Origin of the sequence: Amycolatopsis sp. cmx-8-4 (assembly GCF_046548675.1) — a bacterium.
Taxonomy (GTDB): domain Bacteria; phylum Actinomycetota; class Actinomycetes; order Mycobacteriales; family Pseudonocardiaceae; genus Amycolatopsis.
Map to the genome: position 1 here is coordinate 55,306 of NZ_JAEBDZ010000032.1, position 18,057 is coordinate 73,362.

The window sequence follows — 18,057 nt, forward strand, 5'->3', positions numbered from 1 at the left end:
ATGTCCACGCCGAACGACCGGGTCGTCGAAGCACTCCGTGCCGCCATGAAGGAGTCCGAACGGCTCAAGCGGCAGAACCAGGAGTTGCTGGCCGCGTCGACGGAGCCGATCGCGATCGTGGCCATGAGCTGCCGGTTCCCCGGTGGCGTCCGCTCCCCGGAGGCCCTCTGGGACCTGGTGGCGAGCGGCGGGGACGCCATCGGGCCGTTCCCCGCCGACCGTGACTGGGACCTCGAAGCGGTCACCGGCGCCGGCGTGGACGAGCGCGGCATGAGCGTCAGCCAGGCCGGCGGTTTCCTCGACGGAGTCGCCGACTTCGACGCCGGGTTCTTCGGCATCTCGCCGCGCGAGGCGGTGTCCCTGGACCCCCAGCAGCGCCTGCTGCTGGAGGTGTCCTGGGAGGCGATCGAGCGCGCCGGGATCGACCCGAAACGGTTGCGGGGCAGCAAGACCGGCGTCTTCGCCGGAACGAACGGCCAGGACTACGCCTACCTGATGGTCCGCTCGCTCGCCGACGCGGACGGTTCGGTGGGCACCGGGATCGCGGCGAGCGCGATCTCCGGCCGGCTCGCGTATTCGCTGGGCCTGGAAGGCCCGGTCGTCACCATCGACACGGCCTGTTCGTCGTCGCTGGTCGCGGTGCACCTGGCCGCGCAGGCCCTGCGGGCGGGGGAGTGCTCGCTCGCGCTCGCCGCCGGCGTCAACGTGATGTCGACGCCCGGTTCGCTCATGGAGTTCAGCCGTCAGGGCGGCCTCGCCGGTGACGGCCGCTGCAAGGCCTTCTCCGACGACGCCGACGGCACCGGCTGGTCCGAAGGCGTCGGCGTGCTCGTGCTGGAGCGGTTGTCCGACGCGCAGCGCCTCGGCCACGAGGTCCTCGCCGTCGTCCGCGGCACCGCCGTGAACTCCGACGGCGCGTCGAACGGCTTCACCGCCCCGAACGGGCCCTCTCAGCAGCGTGTCATCCGTCAGGCTTTGGCGAGCGCTGGACTGTCCACTTCGGACATCGACGTCGTCGAAGCGCACGGTACCGGCACGAAGCTCGGCGACCCGATCGAAGCCCAGGCCCTGCTGGCCACCTACGGCCAGGACCGCGAGACGCCACTGCTGCTGGGGTCCGTCAAGTCCAACATCGGCCACACCCAGGCCGCGGCCGGCGTCGCCGGGATCATCAAGACCGTCGAGGCGATCCGGCACGGCGTCGTGCCGCAGACCCTGCACGCCACCGAACCGTCGTCGCACGTGGACTGGAAGTCCGGCGCCGTCGTTCTCGCCGCCGAGCAGACGCCGTGGCCGGAGACCGGCCGCCCGCGTCGCGCCGGTGTGTCGTCGTTCGGAGTCAGCGGGACCAACGCCCACGCGCTGATCGAGCAGGCGCCGCCGCTGACGGTCGCCGAGGAGACCCCGCGGGCCTCGATTCCGGTGCCGTGGCTGCTGTCCGGGCGCACTCCGGCCGCGCTGCGGGCCCAGGTCGCCCAGGTGCTCTCGGCCACCGAAGACCGCGAACCCCTGGACGTCGCCTGGTCGCTGGCGACCACCCGCTCGTCGTTCGAAGAGCGGCTGTCGGTCGTCGGCGGCGACCCGCGGGCCGCCCTGGCGTCCTGGCTGGACGACGGCGAAGCGGCCGGAGTCGTCACCGGTTCGGCCGACCAGCCCCCAGCCCTCGCCTACGTCTTCTCCGGGCAGGGCGCGCAGTGGCTCGGCATGAGCCGCACCCTCGCCGCCCGGTTCCCCGCCTTCGCCGACGCCCTGTCCGCGACGCTCGACCTGCTCGACCCGCGCGTCCGCGAAGTCCTGTCCGGTGCCGACACCGCTGCCCTCGACGACACCGGGCACGCGCAGCCCGCGCTGTTCGCCGTGGAAGTGGCCCTGTTCCGCCTGTTGGAGTCCTGGGGCGTGCGGCCCGACTTCGTCGCCGGGCACTCCGTCGGCGAGATCGCCGCGGCGCACGTCTCCGGCGTGCTGTCCCTGAACGACGCCTGTGTACTGGTCAGCGCCCGCGCCCGGCTGATGCAGGCGCTGCCCGCGGGCGGCGCGATGGTCGCCGTGCGCGCGTCCGAAGACGACGTCCGGCCGTACCTGAGCGACGACGTCTGCGTCGCCGCGGTCAACGGGCCAACGTCCGTCGTGCTGTCCGGCACCGAGGACGCCGTGCTCGCCGTGGCCGAGCGGTTCGACCGGCCGCGCCGGCTGGCCGTGTCCCACGCGTTCCACTCGCGGCTGATGGACCCGATGCTTGCCGGCTTCCGGCAGATCGTCACCGGCCTGACCTTCGCCGAGCCGGTGCTGCCGTTCGTCGCCGGCGGCGACGTCACCTCGGCCGAGTACTGGGTGAGCCACGTGCGCGAGCCCGTCCGCTTCGCCGACGCCGTTCGCCGCCTCGCCGAGCAGGGCGCGACGGTATTCGCCGAGCTGGGCCCGGCCGCCGTGCTCACCCCGCTGGTCGGCCTGTCCGCCGACGACGTCACCGCGATCCCGGTGCTGCGCAAGGACCTCGACGAGCCCGAGACGCTGACGGCCGCGCTGGCCGCCCTGCACACCGCAGGTGTCCGGATCGACTGGACGGCGTTCTTCGCCGGCACCGGCGCGCGGCCCGTGGCCCTGCCGACCTACCCGTTCCAGAGCGAGCGGTACTGGCCGTCCACTGTGGACGCCGTCGCCGACGCGGCCGGGCTCGGCCTCACGCCGGTGCAGCACCCGCTGCTCGGCGCGTCGCTCACCCTCGCCGAGTCCGACGGCCTGCTGCTGACCGGCCGGCTGTCCGCGCGCACCCACCCGTGGCTGACCGACACGCGGTTCCCCGGCAGCGGGTTTCTCGAGCTGGCCCTGCGAGCCGGGCTCGACCTGGGCTGCGACCTGGTGGAGGAACTCACCCTCGGCGTGCCGCTGGAGCTCGCCGCCGACGACGCCGTCGACCTGCAGCTGTCGGTGGGGGCGCCGGACGCGACCGGCCGCCGCCGCCTCGACATCCACACCCGGCCCGCCGGGTCGGTCGTCGGCAGCTGGGTCCGCCGCGCCGAAGGCGTGCTCGCCACCGGCGGGCACCAGGAAGACTTCGCGACGGCCGAGTGGCCGCCGGCGGACGCCGAAGAACTGACACGAGACCTTCCAGAGCTGCGCGGCTTGTGGCGCAGCGGTGACGACGTGTTCGCCGAGGTCGCCTTCGGCGAGGACGACACCACGGCTTTCGGGCTGCACCCGCGACTGCTGGAGAGCGCGCTGCACGCGGCCGGCCTGCGGGGCTACCCGGCGCGGTGGACCCGGGTGACGTTGCACGCCGCGGGCGCGGCCCGGGTGCGCGTCCGGATCCGCCACGGCGAGGACGGCGTTTCGCTGGCCTTGGCCGACGCGGCCGGGCAGCCCGTCGCGTCGGTCGGGTCCGTCCACGCGGAAGACGTCGGCACCGTGACGTTCACCGGTGCGGACTCGCTGTTCGAGCCGCGCTGGGCGCCGGTGGTGCTGCCGCCGGACGCGGTCGTCGTCACCGAGCTGACCGGCTCGCTCGCCGACCTGGCCGACGTCCCGGCCGTCGTCACGGCCCGGCTCACGGCGTCGGACCCCCTGGCCGGCTTGGCGACGCGGGCCTTGGTGCTGGCCCAGGAATGGCTGGCCGACGAACGGTTCGCGCACGCCCGGCTGGCGTTCGTGACCGAAGGCGCCGTGGCGGCCGAGGACGGCGAGCCGATCCACGACCTCGCCGCGGCGGCCGTCTGGGGCCTGATCCGCACCGCCCAGGCCGAGAACCCGGGCCGGTTCGTGCTGGTGGACGTCGACGCCGAGACGTCGGCCGACGCGGTGGCGCGGGCCCTCGCGCTCGACGAACCGCAGCTCGCGCTGCGCGGCGACGACGTCCGCGCGGCGAGACTCGCCCGGGCCCGGATGACCGACGCCGAAGCGCGCGCGTGGAACCCGGACGGGACCGTCCTGATCACCGGCGGAACCGGCGGTCTCGGCGCCGAGCTGGCCCGGCACCTGGTGCGTGAGCACGGTGTCCGGCACCTGCTCCTGCTCAGCCGTCGCGGCCCGGACGCCCCGGGCGCGCAGGACCTCCGCGACGACCTGGCCGCCCTCGGGGTCGCCGCGACCGTCGCCGCCTGCGACGTCGCCGACCGCGCGGCGCTCGAAACCGTGCTCGCCGCGATCCCGGCCGAGCACCCGCTCACCGCCGTCGTGCACGCGGCCGGCGTCCTCGACGACGGCGTCGTCACCGCGCTCACCCCCGAGCGGCTGACTCGTGTCCTGACCGCCAAGGCCGCGTCCGCATGGCACCTGCACGAGCTGGCCGGCGACGTCGCCGCGTTCGTGCTGTTCTCCTCCGTCGCCGGGATCATGGGCGGCGCCGGGCAGGGCAACTACGCCGCCGCCAACAGCTTCCTCGACGCCCTCGCCGCCCACCGCCGCGCCACCGGCCGGCCCGGACTGTCCCTGGCCTGGGGCTCCTGGGCCGTTGAAGGCGGCATGGCCGGATCCCTGTCGGAGGCCGACCGCGCGCGGATGGCCCGCACCGGCATGCCGGCCCTCGAACTCGACCACGGCCTCGCGCTCTTCGACACCGCCCTGACCCTGCCGCACGCGCTCGTCGTCCCGGTCGCCGTCGACCTCGCCGCGCTGCGCCTGCTCGACGAGCTTCCGCCCCTGCTGCGCGGTCTGGTCGGCGGCACCCGCCGCTCGGCCGCCGTCGCCACCTCCGCGGCCGCCGGCGACCTCGCCCGCGGCCTGCGCGACCTGGCCGAAGCCGATCGGCTCACCGCCGTCGTCGACCTCGTCCGCAGCCGCGCCGCCACGGTGCTCGGCCACGCCGACGCCACCGCGGTCGGCGCCGGGAAGTCGTTCTCCGACCTGGGTTTCGACTCGCTGACGGCGGTCGAGTTCCGCAACAAGCTGGCCGCCGTCACGGGCCTGCGCCTGCCCGCGACGCTCGTCTTCGACCACCCGACCCCGACGGCCGTCGCGCAGTTCGTGCTGGGCGAGCTGTTCGGCGCCCGCGGCGTCGACGACGTCGTGGCGAACACGGGTGCGCTCGCGGACGACCCGGTCGTCGTGGTCGGTGTCGCGTGCCGCTTCCCCGGCGGCATCGCAAATCCCGAAGACCTGTGGGACCTGGTCGCCTCGGGCGGCGACGCCGTCTCGGGCTTCCCGGTGGACCGCGGCTGGGACGTCGCGGCGCTGGCCGCCTCCGACACCCGCGCCGGGGGTTTCCTCTACGACGCGGCCGAGTTCGACGCGGGCTTCTTCGGCATCTCGCCGCGCGAGGCGATGTCGATGGACCCGCAGCAGCGCCTGCTGCTGGAAGTGTCGTGGGAGGCGTTCGAACGCGCCGGCCTCGACGCCACCGGCCTGCGCGGCTCCCGGACCGGCGTGTTCGTCGGCACCAACGGCCAGTCGTACTCCGATCTGTTCCTCACCGCCGACGTCGACATGCGCGGCCAGACGGGCACCGGCATCGCCGGCAGTGTCGTGTCCGGCCGCCTCTCGTACGTGCTGGGCCTGGAGGGCCCGGCGATGACCGTCGACACGGCGTGTTCGTCGTCGCTGGTCGCGATGCACCTGGCGGCCCAGTCGCTGCGGTCGGGGGAGTGCACCCTCGCGCTCGCCGGCGGCGTCACCGTGATGGCCACGCCCGGCGGGTTCGTCGGCTTCAGCGGTCAGAACGGCCTCGCCCCGGACGGCCTCTGCAAGGCGTTCTCCGACGACGCCGACGGCACCGGCTGGTCGGAAGGCGTCGGCGTGCTGGTGCTGGAACGCCAGTCCGACGCCCTCCGCAACGGGCACCGGATCCACGCCGTGCTCCGCGGCTCGGCCGTCAACCAGGACGGCGCGTCCAACGGCCTCACCGCCCCGAACGGACCCTCGCAGCAGCGCGTGATCCGTCAAGCCCTGGCCAACGCCGGTCTGTCCACTTCGGACGTCGACGTCGTCGAAGCGCACGGCACCGGCACGGTGCTGGGCGACCCGATCGAGGCTCAGGCCCTCCTGGCCACCTACGGCCAGAACCGGGAAACCCCGCTGCTGCTGGGTTCCATCAAGTCGAACTTCGGGCACACCCAGGCCGCCGCGGGTGTCGCGGGCATCATCAAGATGATCGAGGCCATGCGGCACGGGACCGTGCCGCCGTCGCTGCACGTCGGCGAGCCGTCGTCCCATGTGGACTGGACCGCGGGGGCCGTCGAGGTCGTCACCGAGGCCGTCGACTGGCCCGCCGCCGACCGCGCGCGCCGCGCCGGGATCTCGTCGTTCGGCATCAGCGGCACCAACGCGCACGTCATCATCGAGGCGCCCGAGCCCGTCGCCGAGCCGGACACCGAACGCCGTGAGCTGCCGGTCGTGCCGTGGGTCGTCTCCGGCAAGACCGAAGCCGCCGTCGCCGCGCAGGTCGCCCGGATCACCGAGACCGGCCTCGACCGGCTCGACGTCGGGCACTCGCTCGTCACCACCCGTGCGAGTTTCCCGCACCGCACCGTTCTCCTCGCGACTCCCGACGGCGTCCGCGAAGCCGCCACCGGCGCGGCCACCGGCACACCGTCGGTCGCGCTGCTGTTCACCGGCCAGGGTTCCCAGCGGCTCGGTATGGGCCGCGAGCTGCACGCCACGTCGGCGCCGTTCGCCGCGGCCCTCGACGAGGTCCTCGGCCACCTCGACCCCGGCGTCCTCTGGGGCGACGACCCGAGCCTCTTGGCCGAAACCGGCTGGGCCCAGCCCGCGCTGTTCGCCATCGAGGTCGCCCTCGCCCGCCTGGCCGAGGCCCACGGCGTCCGGCCCGCGCACGTCGCCGGCCACTCGATCGGCGAGATCGCCGCCGCGCACATCGCGGGTGTGCTGTCGCTGGCCGACGCCGCCACCCTGGTCACCGCCCGCGGCCGCCTCATGCAGGCCCTGCCGCGCGGCGGCGCGATGGTCGCCGTCGAAGCGTCCGAATCCGACGTCCGGCCGCTGCTCACCGACGACGTCTCCCTGGCCGCCGTCAACGGCCCGCGCTCGGTCGTGCTGTCCGGCGTCGAGGCCGACGTCCTGGCCGTCGCCGCCCGGTTCGCGAAGTCCCAGCGGCTCAAGGTCAGCCACGCCTTCCACTCCGGGCTGATGGACCCGATGCTCGACGAGTTCCGCGAGGTCGTCTCGACGCTGACCTTCGCGCAGCCGCGCATCCCGTTCGTCACCAGCGGCGACGTCACCTCGCCGGAGTACTGGGTCCGCCACGTCCGCGACACCGTCCGCTTCGCCGACGCCCTGGGCCAGCTGACCGATGCCGGCGTCACCGCGTTCCTCGAGGTCGGCCCGGACGGCGTCCTCTCCGCGATGGTCGACGCGCCGGAAGCCGTCGTCACGCCGTTGCTGCGCAAGGACCGCCCGGAACCCGACGCCGTGCTCGGCGCGCTGGCCCGGCTGCACGTCGCCGGCGTCGACGTCGACTGGACGCCGTGGTTCGCCGGCACCGGCGCCCGGACCGTCGACCTGCCCACCTACGCCTTCCAGCGCCAGCACTACTGGCCCAGCGTTACGCCGGGCCGCGGCGCCGTCGAACGCCTCGGCCTCACCCCGGCCGGGCACCCGCTGCTCGACTTCGCCGTCGACCTCGCCGACTCCGGCGGCGTCGTCTTCTCCGGCCTGCTGTCCCTGGCCGGACAGCCGTGGCTGGCCGACCACGTCGTCGGCGGGCACGTGCTGTTCCCCGGCACCGGGTTCCTCGACCTCGCCGTCCGCGCCGCCGACCAGGTCGGCTGCTCGGCCGTCGAAAGCCTCACCGTCGCCGCGCCGCTGTGGCTGCGCGAGCACGAACCGACCCTGCTGCAGGTCACCGTCGGCGGCCCCGACGACGCGGGCCTGCGCGAGCTGACCGTCTCCTCCCGCGGCACCGACCCGCACGCCGAGTGGACGCAGCACGCCGCCGGCGTCGTCGCGGTCGGCGAACGCCCGGCCGCCACGGTCGGCGACTGGCCGCCGGCGGACGCGTCCGAAGTGGACGTCACGACGCTGTACAACGAACTGGCCGACAACGGTCTCGACTACGGTCCGGCCTTCCGTGGGCTGATCAAGGCCTGGCACGACGGCGAAGACCTGCTCGTCGAAGCCGCGCTGCCCGAGGACGGCGACGCGTTCGGCCTGCACCCCGCGCTGCTCGACTCGGTGCTGCACGCCATCCACCGGCTCGACTCGATCGCCCCCGGCCTGCCGTTCGCCTGGTCCGGCGTCTCCCTGCACGCGACCGGCGCCACCCGGATCCGTGCCCGGATCACCCCCGTCGACCAGGAGTCGGTGGCCATCGCCGTCGCCGACGAGACCGGCGCGCCCGTGCTCTCGGCGGAATCCCTGCAGCTGCGCGAAGCCACGCCCCGCAGCGCCGACGACGAGTCGCTGTTCCAGACCACCTGGGTCCCGGCCGCGCTGGCCAAGGACGCCCCGGCCGGCACGTGGGCGCTGCTCGGCGACGACCCGCTGCTGGCGCCGGTCGCCCGGCGCTGCGCCGACTTGGAGCAGGCGCTTTCCCTCGAACCGGACGTCCTGCTCGTGCCCGTCGCGGGCGACGGCGACGTCCTCACCGCCGTCCGCGAGGTCACCGCGCGGGTCCTTTCGGTGCTGCAGCGCGCTTTCACCGACGAGCGCGCCGGCCGGATCGTCTTCGTGACGCGCGGCGCCGTCGCCGTCGACCCGGGCGACCGGATCGGCGACCTCGCCGCCGCCGCGGCCTGGGGCCTGATCCGCTCGGCCCAGTCCGAGCAGCCCGACCGCTTCGTCCTGGTCGACCTGGAACCCGGCGCGGCGCTGCCGGGCACCGGCTTCGTCGTCTCCGGCGAACCGCAGTTCGCCGTCCGGGGCGAAAGCATCCGCGTCGCCCGGCTCGGGCGCCTCGCCGGCAACGGCGACATCCTGCCTCCCGCGGTACCGGCGTGGCGGCTCACCGCCGGTGCCGCGGGGATCGACGGCCTGACCGCCGAAACGTGCCCCGAGGTCCTCGAAGATCTCGCGCCCGGTGAGGTCCGCGTCCGCGTCGAGGCCGCCGGCCTCAACTTCCGCGACGTGCTCAACGTCCTGGGCATGTACCCCGGCGAGGCCGGCAAGCTCGGCGCCGAGGGCGCGGGCGTCATCGAGGCCACCGGCCCCGGCGTCGACCCGGCCCGCGTCGGCGAGCGCGTGTTCGGCATGATGCCGGGCCCGTTCGGCCCGTACACCACCCTCGACGCCCGGTACGTGGCGCCGGTGCCGGCCGAGTGGTCCTCGCGCACCGCCGCGTCGGTGCCGCTGGTCTTCCTCACCGCCTACTACGCGCTCGTCGACCTGGCCGACCTGCGGCCGGGCGAGAAGATCCTGATCCACGCGGGCGCCGGCGGTGTCGGCATGGCCGCGATCCAGCTTGCCCACCACCTCGGCGCCGAGGTCTTCGCGACGGCCAGTTCCGGCAAGCAGCACGTCCTGGGCGAGCTGGGTGTCGCCGACGACCACATCGCCTCCTCCCGGACCCTGGACTTCGAGGCCGCCTTCCGCCGGGTCACCGGTGGGCAGGGCGTCGACGTCGTGCTCAACGCCCTGGCCGGGGACTTCGCCGACGCGTCGCTGAACCTGCTCGCCGACGGCGGCCGGTTCCTCGAGATGGGCAAGACCGACGTCCGCGACGCCGCCGCGTTGAGCCGGATCCGCTACCGCGCGTTCGACCTCGGCGAGGCCGGTCCCGACCGGACGCAGGAACTGCTCGTCGAGCTGCTGCGGCTCTTCGGCGAGGGCGTGCTCACGCCGCTGCCGATCCGCAGCTGGGACCTGCGCCAGAGCGCCGCGGCGTTCCGGTTCATGAGCCGTGCCCGGCACATCGGCAAGATCGTGCTGACCCTGCCGCCGCGCTGGGACCCCGAAGGCACGCTGCTCATCACCGGCGGCACCGGTGGCCTGGGCCGCGAGCTGGCCCGCCACCTCGTCGCCGGTTACGACATCCGCCACCTCGTGCTCACCAGCCGCCGCGGCTCGGACGCGCCCGGCGCCGCCGAGCTGCGCGACGAGCTGACCGCTCTCGGTGTCGACGTCACGGTCGAGGCCTGCGACGCCGCCGACCGCGACCAGCTCGCCGCCGTCCTCGGCCGGATTCCCGCTGAGCACCCGCTCAAGGCGATCGTGCACACCGCCGGCGTCCTCGACGACGGCGTCGTCGCGTCGCTCGATGCCGACCGGCTCGACCACGTGCTGCGGCCCAAGGCCGACGCCGTCGTCCACCTCGACGCACTGACCCGCGAGGCCGACCTCGCCGCGTTCGTCGTGTTCTCCTCGGTCGCCGGCACCGTCGGCTCGGCCGGGCAGGGCAACTACGCCGCCGCCAACGCCTTCCTCGACGCCTTCGCCGTCCACCGCCACGCCGAAGGCCGCGTCGCGACCGCCCTGGCCTGGGGCGGCTGGGAAACCGGCATGGTCGGCACGCTGAGCGACGCCGACCGCGAGCGGATGGCGCGCGGTGGCGTGCCGCCGCTGACCGTCGAGCACGGCATGCGGTTGTTCGACCGCGCCACCCGCTCGCCGAGCGCGGTCGTCGTCCCGATGCGCGTGGACATGACGGCCATGCGCGCCCAGGGCGAACTCCCGTGGCTGCTGCGCCCGGTCACCCAGCCCGGCCGCCGCCGCGCCGGCGGCGACGCCGCGCACGTCCGCGGCTCGCTGCGCGAGCAGCTCGCCGGGATGCGCGAGCCCGAGCAGCTGCGCGTGCTCACCGGCCGCGTCGTCGCCGAGGTCGCGACCGTGCTCGGCCACGCACCGGAGAACGTCGACACCACCGGCGAGTTCCGCGAGCTGGGCTTCGATTCCCTGACGGCGGTGGAGTTCCGCAACCGGCTGGCCGGCGTGACGGGCCTGCGGTTGCCGTCCACGCTGGTCTTCGACTACCCGACACCGGTCGCGGTGGCGGGCTTCGTGCTGGGCGAGCTGGTCGGCGCCCGCGGCGCGGACGCCGTCGTGACAACCGCGGCCGTGGAAGGCGACCCGATCGTGCTGGTCGGGATGGCGTGCCGCTTCCCGGGCGGCGTGACCGGCCCCGACGACCTGTGGGACCTGGTGGCTTCGGGCGGCGACGCCGTCTCGGGCTTCCCGGCCGACCGCGGCTGGGATGTCGCCTCGCTGGCCGGGAGCGACACCCAGGCGGGCGGCTTCCTCTACGACGCCACCGAGTTCGACGCGGGCTTCTTCGGGATCTCACCGCGCGAGGCGGTCGCGATGGACCCGCAGCAGCGCCTGCTGCTGGAAGTCTCGTGGGAGGCGTTCGAGCGGGCGGGCGTGGACGCGTCCACGCTGCGCGGTTCCCGCACCGGTGTCTTCGTCGGGACCAACGGGCAGTCGTACTCCGACCTGCTGATGAGCACCGACGCCGAGCTGCGCGGGCAGACCGGCACCGGCATCGCCGGGAGCGTCGCGTCGGGCCGCCTGTCGTACGTGCTGGGTCTCGAAGGCCCGGCGATGACGGTGGACACGGCGTGTTCGTCGTCGCTGGTCGCGCTGCACCTGGCCGCGCAGTCGCTGCGGTCCGGCGAGTGCTCCCTCGCGCTCGCCGGTGGTGTCACCGTGATGGCGACGCCGGGCGGGTTCGTGGGCTTCAGCGGCCAGAACGGCCTCGCCCCGGACGGCCGGTGCAAGGCGTTCTCCGACGACGCCGACGGGACCGGCTGGTCCGAGGGCGTCGGCCTGCTCGTGGTCGAGCGTCAGTCCGACGCCATCCGCAACGGCCACCGGATCCTCGCCGTGGTGCGGGGTTCCGCGGTCAACCAGGACGGTGCGTCGAACGGCCTCACGGCCCCGAACGGGCCGTCACAGCAGCGGGTCATCCGCCAGGCTCTCGCCAACGCGGGACTGTCCACTTCGGACGTAGACGTCGTCGAGGCGCACGGCACGGGCACGGTCCTGGGCGACCCGATCGAGGCCCAGGCGTTGCTGGCCACCTATGGTCAGGACCGGGAAACCCCGCTGCTGCTGGGCTCGATCAAGTCGAACTTCGGGCACACCCAGGCCGCCGCCGGTGTGGCCGGGATCATCAAGATGGTCGAGGCGATGCGGCACGGGATCGTGCCCAAGTCGCTCCACGTCGGCGAACCGTCGTCCCATGTGGACTGGGAAGCCGGGGCCGTCGAGGTCGTGGCCGAGGCCACAGACTGGCCCGCGGCCGACCGCGCGCGCCGCGCCGGGATCTCGTCGTTCGGCATCAGTGGCACCAACGCCCACATCATCATCGAAGCCCCCGACGTGACGCCGGAGGTGCCGCGCGAGGCCCCGGCCGCGATCACCGTGCCGCTGCTCGTCTCCGGCCGGACCGAGGACGCCCTCCGAGCCCAGGCGGGTCGCCTCCTGAGTGTCCTGGCCGACGATTTGAACTTGCTCGACGTCGCGTTCGCGGCGGCCACCACCCGCACGAGCTTCGCGCACCGCGCGGCGATCGTCGCCGACGAAACCGACACCGCCGTCCGCGCGCTGCGGGCCCTCGCCGATGGTGAGCCCGCCGCGGGGGCGCTGACCGGCGAGACCGCGCACCAGCCCGTCCAGGCGTTCCTGTTCACCGGCCAGGGCGCGCAGCGGCTCGGCATGGGCCGCGAGCTGGCGGAGACGTACCCGGTGTTCGCCGAGGCGCTCGACGAGGTGCTGGCGCACTTCGACCCGGACCTGCGCGACGTCGTCTGGGGCACGGACGCGGGCATGATCGCGGAGACCGGCTGGGCCCAGCCCGCGCTCTTCGCCATCGAGATCGCGCTGACCAGGCTCCTGGACGCGTGGGGCATCCGTCCCGACTACGTGGCGGGCCATTCGATCGGTGAGATCGCCGCCGCCCACATCGCGGGCGTGTTGTCGCTGGCCGACGCGTGCGCGCTGGTCTCGGCGCGCGGTCGCCTGATGCAGGCGCTGCCGGCCGGCGGCGCCATGGTCTCGGTCGAAGCGTCCGAAGAGGACGTTCGCTCGGTGCTGGCCGACGGCGTCGACATCGCCGCGGTCAACGGGCCGCGCTCGGTCGTGCTGTCCGGCGTCGAAGCCGCCGTGCTCGAGGTCGCGGCGCGGTTCGAGAAGACCAAGCGGCTCAAGGTGAGCCACGCGTTCCACTCGCACCTGATGGACCCGATGCTGGCCGAGTTCCGCCAGGTCGTCTCGGCCCTGAAGTTCTCGCAGCCGCAGCTGCCGGTCGTCGCGGCCGGGGACGTGACGTCGCCGGAGTACTGGGTCGAGCACGTGCGCGCCACCGTCCGGTTCGGCGACACCGTCGGGAAGCTGGCCGACGCCGGGGTCACGACGTACGTCGAGGTCGGGCCGGACGCCGTCCTCACCGGCCTGGTCGACGTGCCCGGCGCGACCGCCGTCCCCGTCCTGCGCCGCGGCCGGGACGAACGCACCGCCGTCGCCACCGCGGTCGCCGCCCTGCACGTCGCCGGCGTCCGGATCGACTGGACCGCGTGGTTCGCCGGTACCGGCGCCCGGCCCGTCGATCTGCCCACCTACGCCTTCCAGCACCGCCGCTACTGGCCGGAAGCGGCCGTCCGCACCTCGACCGGTGACGACGCCTTCTGGGCCGTCGTCGAAGGCGGCGACCTCGCCGAGCTGGCCGCCGACCTCCAGGTCGACGCCCCGGCGCTCGAAACCGTCCTGCCCGCGCTCTCCGCGCTGCGCGCCCGGCGGCAGCGACAGTCCCTTGTGGACGGCTGGCGCTACCGCGTCGAGTGGCGTCCACTCGACGCGACCCCGGCGACGGCGGGGGAGCGGCTGGTCCTCGTCCCCGCGTCCCACGCCGGCGACCCGTGGGCGCGGCAGGTCGCCGGCGCCCTCGGCACGACCGTCGAAATCCCCGCCGACGCCGACCGCGACACCCTCGCCGACCTCCTGCGCGACCAGGTCACCGGGCTCATCGTCTCGCTGCTCGCCCTCGACGAGTCCGCCGGACTCACCGGCAACACCGCCCTCGTCCAGGCCCTCGACGACCTCGGCGCGGACGCCGTCCTCTGGTGCGTCACGCGCGGCGCCGTCACCACCGGCCCGGCCGACCGCCTCACCGCTGCGGCCCAGGCCGCGACCTGGGGCCTCGGCCGTGTCGCGGCCCTCGAATACCCGCGCCGCTGGGGCGGCCTCGCCGACCTGCCCACCGAGCTTGACGCGCGGCTGCTCACCCGCTTCGCCGGGGCCCTGGAAGGCGACGACGACCAGATCGCCGTCCGCGCCTCCGGCGTCTACGGGCGTCGGCTCGCCCCGGCGGCGGCCGCGCCTTCGCCGTGGCAGCCTCGCGGCACCGTCCTCGTCACCGGCGGCACCGGCGCGCTCGGCCGCCACGTCACGAAGTGGCTCCTGGCTCAAGGCGCCGAGCGGGTCGTGCTGGCCAGCCGTTCCGGCGGCGAACCCGGCGACGACGAGCGGATCGTCATCGCCCGCTGCGACGTCGCCGACCGCGCCCAGCTCACCGCGCTGCTCGCGGAGCACCGCCCCAGCGCCGTGATCCACGCCGCCGGCGTGCTCGACGACTGCGTGCTCGGCAGCCTGACGCCCGACCGCTTCGCCGCGGTGTTCCGCGCCAAGGTCGAGTCGGCCGTCCTGCTCGACGAGCTGGCCGGCGACCTCGACGCCTTCATCCTGTTCTCCTCGGTCGCCGGCGCCGTCGGCAACCCCGGCCAGGCCAACTACGCCGCCGCCAACGCCGTCCTCGACGCGCTCGCCGAGACCCGGCGCGCTCGCGGCCAGAACGCGACGTCGATCGCCTGGGGCGCCTGGGCGGGCGACGGCATGGCCGCGGGCCTCGGCGGCGGCCTCGACCCCGACCTGGCCGCCACGGTCCTGGCCGACGCCGGCGGGCCCGCCGCACAGCTCGTCGTCGCCGACATCCAGAACGCCGACGTCCTGCGCTCGCTGCTCAGCATCCGCCGCAGCCCGCTGCTGGAAGACCTTCCCGCGGTCCGCCGCGTGGTCGCCGAGCTGGACGCGGCCCCCGCGCCCGGCACCAGCGCGCTGGCCACCCGTCTGCTCACGACGCCCGTGGCCGAGCGCGGCACCGTCCTGCTGGATCTGGTGCGCGACCACGTCGCCGCCGTCCTCGGCCACACCGGCACCGGCGAAATCGGCGCCACGCGGGCGTTCTCCGACCTCGGCTTCGACTCGCTGACCGCCATCGAGCTGCGCAACCGGATGGAGACCGCGACCGCGCTGAGCCTGCCCGCCACCCTCGTCTTCGACCACCCGAACCCGGCCGCGCTGGGCGAGTTCCTCCTGGGCGAACTGATCGGGGACGGCACCGACCTGCCCGTCGCGCTCCTGCCGACCGCGGCCGCGGGCACCGACGACCCGATCGTCATCGTCGGCATGAGCTGCCGCTTCCCCGGCGACGTCCGCACCCCGGAACACCTGTGGGACCTGCTCTCCGACGGCCGCGCCGCCATAACCGGCTTCCCGGCCGACCGCGGCTGGGACATGACCGCCCTCGGCGGCCAGGGCCGCGGCAGCAGCTACGTCGACCGCGGCGGCTTCCTGCCCGACGCGGCCGAGTTCGACCCGGAGTTCTTCGGCATCTCCCCGCGCGAAGCCCTGGCGATGGACCCGCAGCAGCGGCTCCTGCTGGAGACGTCGTGGGAGGCCGTCGAACGCACCGGCATCGACCCGAGCGGCCTGCGCGGCAGCCGCACCGGCGTCTTCGTCGGCACCAACGGCCAGGACTACGCCGGAGTGATCGTCAACTCCGCCACCGACGTCGAGGCCCACGCGGGCACCGGCGTCGCGGCCAGCGTCGTGTCCGGCCGGCTGTCCTACGCGCTCGGCCTCGAAGGCCCGGCCATGACGATCGACACGGCGTGCTCGTCGTCGCTGGTCGCGCTGCACCTGGCCGCCCAGGCCCTGCGCGCCGGTGAGTGCGAACTCGCCCTCGCCGGTGGCGTCACGGTGATGTCCACCCCGGTCAGCTTCGTCGGCTTCAGCCGCCAGAACGGCCTCGCGCCGGACGGCCTCTGCAAGGCCTACTCCGACTCCGCCGACGGCACGGGCTGGTCCGAAGGCGTCGGCGTGCTCGTCGTCGAGCGGCTGTCCGACGCGCGCCGGCACGGTCACGACGTCCTGGCGGTCGTCGCCGGTTCGGCCATCAACTCCGACGGCGCGTCCAACGGCCTCACCGCCCCCAACGGGCCGTCGCAGCAGCGCGTCATCCGCCAGGCCCTCGCGTCGGCCGGGCTGCAGCCGTCCGAAGTGGACGTCGTCGAAGGCCACGGCACCGGCACCACCCTGGGCGACCCGATCGAGGCCCAGGCGCTGCTCGCCGCGTACGGCCGCGACCGCGAGCGGCCGCTGCTGCTCGGCTCGGTCAAGTCCAACCTCGGGCACACCCAGGCCGCGGCCGGCGTCGCCGGGATCATCAAGATGGTCCTGGCCCTGCAACGGGAACTGGTGCCCGCGACCCTGCACGTCACCGAGCCGTCGTCCCACGTGGACTGGACGGGCGGCGACATCCGGCTGGTCACCGAGGCGACCGAGTGGCGCGAGAACGGCCACCCGCGCCGCGCCGGCATCTCGTCGTTCGGCCTCAGCGGCACGAACGCCCACGTGATCATCGAGCAGGCGCCCGCCCACGTGCCGGTCGAACCGCGCCGCGACGTCACCCCGGGTGTCGTGCCGTGGGTCCTGTCCGGCCGGTCCGAAGCCGCCCTGGACGCGCAGCTCGCGGCCCTGCCCCGCGACCTCGACCCGGTCGACACCGGCTTCTCCCTGGTCACGACGCGGGCGGCGTTCGAGCACCGCGCAGTGCTGCTCGCCCCCGGCGACCAGGTCGCCCGCGGCGTCGCCCGCGAGCGCACGGCCGCGTTCCTCTTCACCGGCCAGGGTTCGCAGCGGCTCGGCATGGGCCGCGGGCTCTACGAGCGCTTCCCGGTGTTCGCCGACGCCTTCGACGCCGTCTGCGCCCACCTCGACAAGGAGCTGCCGCGCCCGCTGCGCGACGTCGTCTTCGGCGAAGACGCGGGAGCGCTCGACGAGACCGGCTGGGCCCAGCCCGCGCTGTTCGCGCTGGAAGTGGCCCTGTTCCGGCTCGTGCGGTCGTGGGGTGCGCGGCCCGCGTTCCTCGCCGGGCACTCCGTCGGCGAGATCGCGGCCGCCCACTGTGCGGGTGTGCTGTCCCTCGCCGACGCCTGCACGCTCGTCGCCGCCCGCGCCCGCTTGATGCAGGCCCTGCCCGCGGGCGGGGCGATGGTGGCGATCCGGGCCACCGAGGACGACGTCCGGCCGCTCCTCAACGACGACGTCTCGCTCGCCGCCGTCAACGGGCCCGAGGCCGTCGTGCTCTCCGGCGTCGAGGACGCCGTGCTCGAGGTCGCCGCGCGGTTCGAGAAGACCAAGCGGCTCACCGTGTCCCACGCCTTCCACTCCGCGGCGATGGACCCGATGCTCGCCGAGTTCCGCGCGGTCGCCGAGACCCTGACCTTCGCCGAGCCGGACGTCCCGGTGGTGTGCGACGGCGATGTCACGTCGCCGGAGTACTGGGTCGGCCAGGTCCGCGGCACCGTCCGGTTCGCCGACGCCGTCACCCGGCTCACCGAGGCGGGCGTCAGCGCGTTCGTCGAACTCGGCCCGGACGCCGTGCTCACCGCCCTCGTCGACGGTGACGACCAGGTCCTCGCGCCGGTGCTGCGCGCCGGCCGCGACGAGGAGACGGCCGCCGTCACCGCGCTGGCCGCCCTCCACACCGGCGGGGTGGTGGTCGACTGGGCTGCGCTGTTCGAGGGCACCGGCGCCCGGCGCGTCGCACTGCCCACTTACCCGTTCCAGCGGCAGCGTTTCTGGCCGCGGCTCGTGGCCGGCGCGGGCCAGCTCGGCGGCCTCGGCCTGACCGCGGCCGGGCACCCGCTGCTCGGCGCGATCACCGAGGTCGCGGGCTCCGGCGACCTGGTGTTCTCCGGCCGGCTGTCGCTGAAGACGACGCCGTGGCTGGGCGACCACGTCATCGGCGGCCAGGTCCTGTTCCCGGGCGCCGGTTTCCTGGAGCTGGTCGTGCGGGCCGGCGACCAGGTCGGCTGCGGCCAGGTCGAGGACTTCACCGTCGCCGCGCCGCTCGTGCTCGGCGACACCGCCAGCCTGGTGCAGCTCGTCGTCGGCGCG

The 18,057-nt window shown here is 74.7% G+C and carries 1 protein-coding gene (only partly in view); it reads left to right on the forward strand.

Annotated elements, in window-relative coordinates; translation table 11 throughout:
• Window positions 1–18,057: the 5' portion of a type I polyketide synthase gene (locus ACLJQZ_RS41130; protein WP_410626304.1), read on the forward strand. It continues 7,410 nt past the right edge of the window; 18,057 of the gene's 25,467 nt are visible here — the first part of the coding sequence; its start codon is at window positions 1–3; the stop codon falls past the right edge of the window.